This is a genomic window from Haemophilus haemolyticus, from assembly GCF_001008275.1.
Lineage (GTDB): Bacteria > Pseudomonadota > Gammaproteobacteria > Enterobacterales > Pasteurellaceae > Haemophilus > Haemophilus haemolyticus_P.
In genome coordinates this window covers 1-10184 of record NZ_LCTH01000062.1, presented here as the reverse complement: position 1 = coordinate 10184, position 10184 = coordinate 1, and the positions used below count along the sequence as shown (strand labels likewise).

Genomic DNA, 10184 nt, shown 5'->3' with positions numbered 1-10184 from the left:
AATGTATGCTATTAACATACTCTCCTTCCTCAATACCGAAAGAACTTTACAACCCGAAGGCCTTCTTCATTCACGCGGCATGGCTGCGTCAGGGTTCCCCCCATTGCGCAATATTCCCCACTGCTGCCTCCCGTAGGAGTCTGGACCGTGTCTCAGTTCCAGTGTGGCTGGCCATCCTCTCAGACCAGCTAGAGATCGCAGGCTTGGTAGGCCTTTACCCCACCAACTACCTAATCCCACTTGGGCTCATCTCATGGCATGCGGCCTTGCGGTCCCGCACTTTCATCTTCCGATTCTACGCGGTATTAGCGACAGTTTCCCGTCGTTATCCCCCTCCATAAGCCAGATTCCCAAGCATTACTCACCCGTCCGCCACTCGTCAGCAAGAAAGCAAGCTTTCTCCTGCTACCGTTCGACTTGCATGTGTTAAGCCTGCCGCCAGCGTTCAATCTGAGCCATGATCAAACTCTTCAATTCAAGTTCAATCGCTCAATAAACTGCTTAGCTATAAATAAAAACACTACTTAAAAAAGTAATTATGAATTTTCAGTTAAGCACCTATTAAGACTTCAAAATTAAAAAATATTTTTAAAACAAGTCAATCAACAAGTGCCCACACAGATTGTCTGATATATTGTTAAAGAGCAAAAAATAACGACGCACGTGGAAACTTAAATACTTCACAACAGTGCGTCGTTGTGTGCGGTGCATTATAGGGATTTTCAAATCCCTTGCAAGTACTTTTTTGTAAAAATATTTAAAAAAATGATCTTTTGATTAAAGCGCAAGCGATTAGAGCAAAATATAGATATTTTGAGCTATTTTTTTAATCGTTTTAAAATTCCAGGAAGATCAACGATAGAATCTAACACATAATCAGCTACTCTCTCGCCTTCCTCTGTTACTGCTTTACCTGTACGAACCAATACGTTCATTTTCACCTTCGCGCCAATTCCCGCTTTTAGATCTTCAACTTTATCTCCAACCATAATAGATTGCGTAGGATCGATTTTTAATTCCTTAATCGCTTGTAGTAGCATGCCAGGTTTGGGTTTCCGGCAATCACAGTCTTCTTTATACTCACCCTTTCCCTCGGGATGATGTGGGCAATAGTAAATACCATCCAAATCTACATCTTGTTCAGCCAATGACCAATCCATCCATTCTGTTAACTGTAAAAACTGCTCCTCAGAAAAATAACCACGCGCAATTCCAGATTGATTGGTAACCAACACCAACATATATCCCATTTTCTTTAATTCTCGCAGTGCATCGATCGCACCATCAATAAACTTAAAGTTGTCAATTTCATGTACATAACCGTAATCAATATTTAACGTACCATCGCGATCTAAAAAAATAGCCTTATTCATCCTCTTACCTTTCATATGTATTAAATTGACTAAAATTATCTATTTAATCCAAGCAATTAGCAAATATAACTCATAACCAATCTGTCTAAAAAAGATAATCTGACATATTGACATAGCAATCTAGACGTCTAGAATACCGAAACAGATTTAAAAATAACAAATAAAAAGGGCTTATATGATTAAGCTAAGCAATATAACGAAGATTTTTGAGCTGCCTAGCAAGAAATTGACTGCGCTTGATAATGTCTCATTAAACATCGAAAAAGGTCAAATTTGTGGCGTAATTGGTGCCTCTGGAGCAGGAAAAAGTACATTAATTCGCTGTGTGAACTTATTAGAAAAACCAACAAGCGGTTCCGTTATTGTTGATGGCGTAGAATTAACAGGACTTTCTGATCACGAATTAGTACGCGCTCGTCGTCAAATCGGAATGATTTTTCAGCATTTCAATTTACTAAGTTCTCGCACTGTATTTGAAAACGTGGCATTACCCTTAGAATTGGAAGGTGAGCCAAAAGCAAAAATCCAAGAAAAAATTACCGCACTTTTAGATCTTGTTGGTTTAAGTGAAAAACGTGATGCTTACCCAAGCAATCTTTCTGGTGGGCAAAAACAACGTGTAGCCATTGCACGCGCCTTAGCCAGCGATCCTAAAGTCTTATTATGTGATGAAGCAACGAGCGCATTAGATCCTGCAACGACACAATCTATTCTGAAATTATTAAAAGAAATTAACCGCACTTTAGGTATTACGATTTTATTGATTACCCATGAAATGGAAGTTGTTAAACAGATTTGTGATCAAGTTGCTGTCATTGATCAAGGTCGCCTAGTTGAACAAGGTACTGTCGGTGAAATTTTTGCAAACCCTAAAACAGAATTAGCACAAGAGTTTATTCGCTCTACCTTCCACATAAGTCTACCTGATGAATATTTGGAAAATCTTACTGATACGCCGAAACACAGCAAAGCGTATCCAATTATCAAATTTGAGTTTACGGGTCGCTCAGTCGATGCGCCGTTACTTTCTCAGGCATCAAAAAAATTTGGTGTGGAGCTCAGTATCTTAACCTCACAAATTGATTATGCTGGAGGCGTGAAATTTGGTTATACCATTGCTGAAGTAGAAGGCGATGAAGATGCTATTACGCAAACCAAAGTTTATTTAATGGAAAACAACGTGCGCGTGGAGGTGCTTGGTTATGTTCAATGATTTCTTGGCAACATTCAGCCAGCAATTAACACCTCAAATGTGGGGTGTTGTCGCAACCGCAACTTATGAAACGATTTACATCAGCTTTGCTTCTACTCTACTTGCAGTATTAGTAGGCGTGCCTGTTGGCGTATGGACTTTCTTAACTGGAAAAAATGAGATTTTACAAAATAACCGCACTCATTTTGTGTTAAACACAATTATTAATATCGGGCGCTCTATTCCATTTATTATTTTGCTCTTAATCTTATTACCTGTAACACGTTTTATCGTAGGAACCGTATTAGGTACAACGGCAGCAATTATTCCATTAAGCATTTGTGCGATGCCATTTGTTGCTCGCTTAACTGCTAATGCACTAATGGAAATTCCAAATGGTTTAACTGAAGCTGCTCAAGCAATGGGGGCTACTAAATGGCAAATTGTACGTAAATTCTATTTGCCAGAAGCACTACCTACACTAATTAATGGCATCACGCTCACTCTAGTCACTTTAGTTGGCTACTCTGCAATGGCGGGAACACAAGGCGGCGGTGGCTTAGGTAGCCTCGCTATCAACTACGGCGTATATCGCAATATGCCTTATGTCACTTGGGTGGCAACCATTATTATTGTGCTATTCGTTATGATTAGCCAAAAACTCGGCGATACACTGGCTAAAAAAGTGGATCATCGTTAATTAAACACAACTCTTAACTTAAACAGGAAGGAGATCCTATGAAATTAAAACAACTTTTTGCAATCACTGCAATCGCATCAGCTCTCGTTTTAACAGGCTGTAAAGAAGACAAAAAACCTGAAGCTGCAGCTGCAGCTGCAGCTGCACCACTTAAAATCAAAGTCGGTGTAATGTCTGGCCCTGAGCACCAAGTTGCAGAAATTGCAGCAAAAGTCGCTAAAGAAAAATATGGTTTAGACGTTCAATTCGTTGAATTCAATGACTACGCATTACCAAATGAAGCTGTATCTAAAGGTGATTTAGATGCAAACGCAATGCAACATAAACCTTATTTAGATGAAGATGCAAAAGCGAAAAATTTAAATAACTTAGTCATTGTGGGTAATACTTTCGTCTATCCATTAGCGGGTTATTCTAAAAAAATCAAAAATGTGAATGAATTACAAGAAGGTGCTAAAGTTGTTGTTCCTAACGATCCAACAAACCGTGGCCGTGCATTAATTCTTCTTGAAAAACAAGGTTTAATCAAATTAAAAGATGCAAATAACCTTCTTTCAACTGTATTAGATATCGTTGAAAATCCAAAAAAATTAAACATCACTGAAGTAGACACTTCTGTTGCAGCTCGCGCATTAGACGATGTTGATTTAGCTGTAGTAAACAATACTTATGCTGGTCAAGTGGGCTTAAATGCACAAGATAACGGTGTATTTGTAGAAGATAAAGATTCTCCATATGTGAACATTATCGTTTCTCGTACCGATAACAAAGACAGCAAAGCTGTTCAAGATTTCGTAAAATCTTACCAAACAGAAGAAGTTTACCAAGAAGCTAAAAAACATTTTAAAGATGGTGTTGTAAAAGGTTGGTAATTTCTACCGCACTTTAACTCATTACTAAATCCCTTGCTCTGCAAGGGATTTTCTTATCTAAGCTTGGGATATTTTTATGTCTTTTTTTACTTATTTCTATTTAGAAAACCGTATGTATTTTCAAGATTATTTTAAATACATCGCAATTTTTACTTCACTTGGTGCGCTTCTGTTAGTAACAAGTTTATATCTTCGCCATCGTTTAGAAACCAAATACCGAGATCTCAGTGTTATTTTTCTACTCTTAATTATTCTCTTACTTGGTATTCAGTATAATCAATATGAACAAAATCAAGTATATGCAGATGATACTTCTCGTATTGTTACGTTTTTGAACTCAGTAAAAACATCACAAAATTTACAATTTGAGGATCTACGAGTAAATAACCAGAAAATTACAAATGGTATGATCTTAAATATTAAGGATAAATACTATCAGGTAAATTTTAATAATGATTTTACTGCTTATATACTCTCTGAAATCAATTTAGTTAACCCGAATATCAATATTATTGATAAGGAAAATAAATAATGGAAAATTATTCATTTCTTGCTATAAAACTTACAATGGGCATTATTGGTCTTGTTTTGCAGATTAATTTAATGGGTAAGGGAAATCTTGCTCCAACATCAGCTATGGATCAAGTACAAAATTATGTACTGGGCGGTATTATCGGCGCTGTCATTTATAATGACAATATAGGCATACTACAATTTTCCCTTGTTCTCATTTTATGGACATTATTAATTTTTACACTACGTTTTATCAAAAATCATAACCGATTTGTGAAAAATATTATCGATGGAAGCCCAGTTTGGGTAATTTCAGATGGCAAAGTACAAACTAGTGAATGTATGAAAAATGGTATCTCAGCCCACGATTTAATGTTTAAACTCCGTGCAGCAGGCATATATGAAATCTCTACTGTAAAACGGGCTGTACTTGAACAAAATGGGCAACTATCAATCATTCAATACGGAGACGAAGATTTACGCTATCCATTAATTATTGATGGCCAAATTGATTACGATATTCTTGATATCATTAATCGAGATGAAAATTGGGTTCATTCAGAATTAGATGCCAATAAACTAACCGTAAACCAGGTATATATTGGTGAATATTTGAATGGTCAATTAATTACACATCTTTATGACCAAAACTAACAATAATAAAAATTATAGTCAGAATATGCTGTCAATCTACCTTATCGATAAACACCTTCTTGAAAAGGAAAATATTCAAAGAAAGTGAGAAATAAATTTAAAAATTTGAGCCCTGTAAAAATACAGGGCTCAATATTTATAAGTTAATTTATGAACTATCCAAATTTATGGAAACAGGTCAAAGTGAGGTAATTTTTTTAATTATCCTTAATAAAGGATTAATGTATTTTTTCTACTTGACCAAATTCTAGTTCAACTGGTGTTGCACGACCAAAGATTGATACAGAAACTTTTAAGCGACCTTTTTCATAATCCACTTCTTCTACTGTACCATTAAAGTCTGCAAATGGACCTTCAGCCACACGAACTTCTTCACCAGGATGATACTCATTGCGGTGACGTGGTTTATCAGTGGTCTGTTCTAATCGATTTAAAATAGTATCCGCTTCTCGTTTAGAAATTGGCGCTGGTTTATCAGGTGTACCACCAATGAATCCCATAACTCGCGGAACACTTTTCACCAAGTGCCATGTTTCATCATTCATTTCCATTTCTACAAGCACATAGCCAGGGAAAAACTTACGTTCGCTTTTACGACGTTTACCTGCAACATTCTCAACAACTTCTTCCGTTGGAACTAACACTTCACCAAATTGGTCTTCCATTTGTTGCTGTTTAATATATTCACGCAAAGTTAAAGCCACTCGGCTTTCAAAACCAGAAAACGCCTGTAATACATACCAACGTTTTTTTGATACAGTTGTTTCTTCAGTCATTTTAGAATCTCAAATCAGTTAAGAAATTAATTACTGTGACAATAATCGAATCTGTCGCCCAGAAAAATAAAGATGCAATGATTGTTACCCCAATTACAATTAATGTAGTTTGACGCGCTTCTTGGCGACTTGGCCATACCACTTTTTGCGCTTCTATTTTTGAATCTTTAAAGAATGTACGAGCTTTTGTACCTTGATTAGTAATTGCTGCAAATGCAAAAGCAATCACTAATGCAATGACGACACCCAATACACGAATAGGTAATGAATATACTTTTTGGAAATAAACATTACCAATTGCAGCCGCCGCAAAAAAGACTGCGACTAAAATCCAAAGAAGGGTATTTAATCCTTTAGATTTACCTTCTACCACCGTCTCTGGTGTATTTTTCTTTTTATCAACAATTTCAGTTGCCATAAATTGAATCCGCTATTTACTTAGGAAAATAAGAATAAAGTTATAAGAACGTGCGATTGTAGCATTTTCTTTTCGCCTTGCCTATTGAAAATCATCAAGCAAAATAGAAAACATAAGGAAAAACAACCGCACTTTTCTATTAAGAATGATATTCTAATTTTGGAGCAGTATTATCTACAATAGTACTTTCATCCACGACTACTTTACGTAAATTTTCAATAGATGGTAAATCATACATCGTATCCAGCAATACAGCCTCGACAATAGAACGCAACCCACGCGCGCCGGTTTTTCTTTCAAGCGCTTTCTTCGCCATTGCTTTTAAAGCTTCTGGAGTGAATTCTAACTCCACATTTTCAAGTCCAAATAAAGCTTGATATTGTTTAGTTAAGGCATTTTTAGGCTGTGTAAGAATTTGCACAAGAGCCTCTTCATCTAATTCACTTAGTGGAGAAATCATAGGTAAACGCCCAATAAATTCCGGAATCAAACCAAACTTCATTAAATCATCTGGTTCTACTTGACGGAACAATTCAGAAAGAGACTTTTCTTCTTCATCTTTTTCTACTTTCGCACTAAAACCTATGCTCGTACTTGTTTGTGTACGTTTACTGATAATTTTATCTAATCCCGCAAATGCGCCGCCGCAGATAAAGAGAATTTTTGACGTATCCAATTTCACCATTTCTTGCTGCGGATGTTTACGCCCGCCTTGAGGTGGAATAGACGCTACAGTACCTTCAATGAGTTTTAACAATGCTTGTTGTACACCTTCGCCAGATACATCTCGAGTAATTGATGCGCCTTCCGATTTACGGCTAATTTTATCAATTTCATCAATATAGATAATGCCTTGCTCCGCTTTTTCAGTATTATACTCACAGTTTTGTAAAAGCTTTTGTAGGACATTTTCTACATCTTCACCCACATAGCCAGCCTCAGTCAATGTTGTCGCGTCAGCCATCGCAAACGGCACATTTAAGCGACGAGCTAACGTTTGAGCAAGCAATGTTTTACCACTACCAGTTGGCCCAATAAGCAAGATATTACTTTTTCCGAGCTCAACATCGTTATTTTCATGATTAGTTCGTAAGCGTTTATAATGATTGTAAACTGCGACAGAAAGCACTTTTTTTGCATAATCTTGGCCAATAACATAATCATCTAGATGAGCGCGAATTTCGTGAGGAGTTGGTAATTTCTCCTCATTTTCTGCCGCACTTTCGTCTACACTTTCATCATTACTTTCTTCAAGCATTGAATGACAAAGTTCAATACACTCATTACAAATATAGCCGTCTGTACCAGCAATTAATTTATCTACTTCGCCTTTTTCTTTTCCACAAAAAGAGCAATGTAAATCTTTATCTTTGTCTGACATGTGTTTCCTTAACGTTTAATTAAAACTTCATCAACTAAACCATACGCTTTTGCTTCTTCAGCTGACATAAAGTTATCGCGATCTGTATCTTTCTCAATTCGTTCGATACTTTGCCCAGTATGGAATGCTAGACAACCGTTTAAGGTGTGTTTAATTTTCAAAATTTCTTGTGCATGAATTTGAATATCGGATGCTTGACCACGGAAACCGCCCAAAGGTTGGTGAATCATCACACGCGCATTTGGTAATGCTGCTCGTTTGCCAGCGGTTCCGCCAGCAAGCAAGAATGCGCCCATTGAGCATGCCTGACCAATACAAAGTGTACGAATATCTGGCTTAATAAATTGCATTGTGTCGTAAATAGCCATACCTGCAGTCACAGAACCACCGGGAGAGTTGATATAGATATTGATATCTTTAGTTGGATCTTCAGACTCTAAAAAAAGCAGCTGAGCTACAATGAGATTTGCCATACGATCTTCTACTTCACCACTAAGGAAGATCACACGCTCTTTTAATAAACGGGAATAAATGTCGTATGAACGCTCGCCACGCGAAGTCTGTTCAACAACCATAGGAATTACACTCATTTTCTTACCTTTTTCTCTAAAATTACTAATTATTTTACTCTAAATAACCTACAAATAAAAACGCGGTCGCTTTTGTTAAAAAGAGCGACCGCACTTTTATTCAATCATAATGATATTAATTAATCATTATGCCTGTGGATTCATAATTTCATCAAACGAAGAAACTTTTTCAGTAACTTGTGCTTTAGCAAGTACTGCATCCACTGCTTGTTCTTCTAATACTACGTTACGAATATTGTTCATTAACTCTTCGTTTTTGCTATAGTATTCAACAACCTCAGCTGGTTGCTCGTAAGCTGATGCAATATCTGCAATCATTGCTTTAGCACGTTCTTCATCAGCTTTTAATTCATTAGATTTAATCACTTCAGAGAATAATAAACCTACTTGAACACGACGAGTTGCTTCCGCTTCAAATAATTCACGTGGTAACTGTGCGGCTTGTTGTGCATTACCACCAAAACGTTGAGCTGCTTGATTGCGTAATACATTAATTTCTTCTTCTACTGCAGAAGCAGGCACTTCAATTGGATTTTGTTCAATTAAGCCATTGATTACTTGCTGTTTAACACGTGAAACTAATGCATTTTTCAATTCACGTTCCATATTTTTACGAATTTCTACGCGTAAATCCGCAACAGATTTAGTATTCGGACCGAACTTAGCAACAAACTCATCTGTTAACTCAGGTAACACCATGTTTTCTACTTTTTTCAAGGTGATTGCAAATTTTGCTGCCTTACCTTTTAAGTTTTCTGCATGGTATTCAGCAGGGAAAGTTACATTAATATCAAATTGTTCACCTGCTTTATGGCCTACGATACCATCCTCAAAACCAGGAATCATACGACCTTGTCCCATAAATAATACGAAGTCAGATGCTTTACCGCCTTCAAACTCTTCGCCATCTACAGAACCAACAAAATCAATAGTTACTCGATCATCTGCTTTTGCTGCAGAGTCAGTTTCTGCCCAAGTTGCTTGTTGTTTACGTAACACATCAACCATTTTATCAATATCAGCTTCTGTGATTTCAACAGTTGGTTTTTCAACTTTAATATTCTCTAAACCTTGTAATTTAACTTCTGGATAAACTTCAAAAGTTGCGGTGAAAACGAGATCTTTATCTTCTTCAAAAGTTTCAATACCAAAAGTTGGACGGCCTGCAATATTAATCTTTTCTGCAATCACAGCATCAAAAAAATGACGTGGTAATAAATCGTTTAATACATCTTGACGGATTGATGCACCGAAACGTTGTTCGATAATATGAGTAGGAACATGGCCTTTACGGAAACCATCTACACGCACATTTTTTGATGCACGTTTAAATTCTTCACGAACTGCTTTAGATACAGTTTCAGCTGGAACAGTGATCGCTACACGGCGTTCTAAACCTTGAGTTGTTTCAATATTTAATGACATTTGTTACCTCAATTAATTTGCACTCGGTAAAAATCCACACCGAACACGTTTGTTAAATAAAATAAGACGCTTAATTATAACGAAAGAAATGTAACCAGTCGATAAAATACTGATTAAAAAATCACATTTTGATAACTTTTAAATATCACCTATAAACAAAAAGTGCGGAGAATTTTCCCCGCACTTTTCTTTTGTCTTCTTTCTGTCTCTAAGACATTCAAGAATCCATCAATTATTTGATGATTTTCGCTACAACGCCCGCACCAACTGTACGGCCACCTTCACGGATA

11 protein-coding genes and 1 rRNA gene are annotated in these 10184 nt (G+C 36.7%); 5 read left to right on the top strand and 7 right to left on the bottom strand.

Annotated elements, in window-relative coordinates; translation table 11 throughout:
* Positions 1 to 477: ribosomal RNA gene (locus AAX15_RS08930) — 16S ribosomal RNA — on the bottom strand; the annotation flags it as partial.
* 341 nt (positions 478 to 818) lie between these two features.
* Positions 819 to 1373, bottom strand: coding sequence for a D-glycero-beta-D-manno-heptose 1,7-bisphosphate 7-phosphatase (gene gmhB / locus AAX15_RS08925; protein ID WP_046940122.1), 555 nt, complete (start codon positions 1371 to 1373; stop codon positions 819 to 821).
* 175 nt (positions 1374 to 1548) lie between these two features.
* Between gmhB and metN the strand changes: the two genes are divergently transcribed.
* The 5 genes from metN (at position 1549) to AAX15_RS08900 (ending at position 5304) form a co-directional block, all read left to right on the top strand.
* Entirely contained in the window at positions 1549 to 2586 is a 1038-nt protein-coding gene (gene metN / locus AAX15_RS08920) for a methionine ABC transporter ATP-binding protein MetN (RefSeq protein WP_046940121.1), read from the top strand.
* Positions 2576 to 3265: a methionine ABC transporter permease gene (locus AAX15_RS08915; protein WP_042594514.1), complete on the top strand. Its 690-nt coding sequence runs from the start codon at positions 2576 to 2578 to the stop codon at positions 3263 to 3265. The genes metN and AAX15_RS08915 overlap by 11 nt, the downstream gene beginning before the upstream one ends.
* Positions 3266 to 3303: 38 nt before the next feature.
* Complete coding sequence (locus tag AAX15_RS08910) at positions 3304 to 4137, top strand: MetQ/NlpA family lipoprotein (protein ID WP_046940120.1); 834 nt, start codon at positions 3304 to 3306, stop codon at positions 4135 to 4137.
* Positions 4138 to 4213: 76 nt separating this feature from the next.
* Positions 4214 to 4669 (top strand): DUF3290 family protein, encoded by a 456-nt coding sequence (locus tag AAX15_RS08905; RefSeq protein WP_046940119.1) that lies wholly within the window; start codon positions 4214 to 4216, stop codon positions 4667 to 4669.
* Positions 4669 to 5304 carry a DUF421 domain-containing protein gene (locus AAX15_RS08900; RefSeq protein ID WP_046940118.1) on the top strand — a complete coding sequence of 212 codons (636 nt, stop codon included), beginning with the start codon at positions 4669 to 4671 and terminating at the stop codon, positions 5302 to 5304. Before AAX15_RS08905 ends, AAX15_RS08900 begins: the two co-directional genes overlap by 1 nt.
* A 218-nt stretch (positions 5305 to 5522) precedes the next feature.
* Here AAX15_RS08900 and nusG read toward each other — a convergent pair whose 3' ends face one another.
* The 5 genes from nusG to tig form a co-directional block, all read right to left on the bottom strand.
* On the bottom strand, positions 5523 to 6080 hold the full coding sequence (nusG, locus tag AAX15_RS08895; protein ID WP_005628071.1) for a transcription termination/antitermination protein NusG: 558 nt from the start codon (positions 6078 to 6080) through the stop codon (positions 5523 to 5525).
* Position 6081: 1 nt separating this feature from the next.
* Positions 6082 to 6498, bottom strand: a complete 417-nt coding sequence (secE, locus tag AAX15_RS08890) for a preprotein translocase subunit SecE (protein ID WP_046940117.1) — start codon at positions 6496 to 6498, stop codon at positions 6082 to 6084.
* Positions 6499 to 6637: 139 nt separating this feature from the next.
* Positions 6638 to 7879 carry an ATP-dependent protease ATP-binding subunit ClpX gene (gene clpX / locus AAX15_RS08885; RefSeq protein ID WP_046940116.1) on the bottom strand — a complete coding sequence of 414 codons (1242 nt, stop codon included), beginning with the start codon at positions 7877 to 7879 and terminating at the stop codon, positions 6638 to 6640.
* A gap of 8 nt (positions 7880 to 7887) precedes the next feature.
* Complete coding sequence (clpP, locus tag AAX15_RS08880) at positions 7888 to 8499, bottom strand: ATP-dependent Clp endopeptidase proteolytic subunit ClpP (protein ID WP_268988594.1); 612 nt, start codon at positions 8497 to 8499, stop codon at positions 7888 to 7890.
* Positions 8500 to 8595: 96 nt separating this feature from the next.
* Entirely contained in the window at positions 8596 to 9894 is a 1299-nt protein-coding gene (gene tig, locus AAX15_RS08875) for a trigger factor (RefSeq protein WP_046940114.1), read from the bottom strand.
* Positions 9895 to 10184: the final 290 nt, after the last annotated feature.

Bases quoted from the DNA above. Each gene is read 5' to 3' on its own strand.
- gmhB (WP_046940122.1), bottom strand. From the start codon at position 1,373: ATGAATAAGGCTATTTTTTTAGATCGCGATGGTACGTTAAATATTGAT.
- metN (WP_046940121.1), top strand. From the start codon at position 1,549: ATGATTAAGCTAAGCAATATAACGAAGATTTTTGAGCTGCCTAGCAAG.
- AAX15_RS08915 (WP_042594514.1), top strand. From the start codon at position 2,576: ATGTTCAATGATTTCTTGGCAACATTCAGCCAGCAATTAACACCTCAA.
- AAX15_RS08910 (WP_046940120.1), top strand. From the start codon at position 3,304: ATGAAATTAAAACAACTTTTTGCAATCACTGCAATCGCATCAGCTCTC.
- AAX15_RS08905 (WP_046940119.1), top strand. From the start codon at position 4,214: ATGTCTTTTTTTACTTATTTCTATTTAGAAAACCGTATGTATTTTCAA.
- AAX15_RS08900 (WP_046940118.1), top strand. From the start codon at position 4,669: ATGGAAAATTATTCATTTCTTGCTATAAAACTTACAATGGGCATTATT.
- nusG (WP_005628071.1), bottom strand. From the start codon at position 6,080: ATGACTGAAGAAACAACTGTATCAAAAAAACGTTGGTATGTATTACAG.
- secE (WP_046940117.1), bottom strand. From the start codon at position 6,498: ATGGCAACTGAAATTGTTGATAAAAAGAAAAATACACCAGAGACGGTG.
- clpX (WP_046940116.1), bottom strand. From the start codon at position 7,879: ATGTCAGACAAAGATAAAGATTTACATTGCTCTTTTTGTGGAAAAGAA.
- tig (WP_046940114.1), bottom strand. From the start codon at position 9,894: ATGTCATTAAATATTGAAACAACTCAAGGTTTAGAACGCCGTGTAGCG.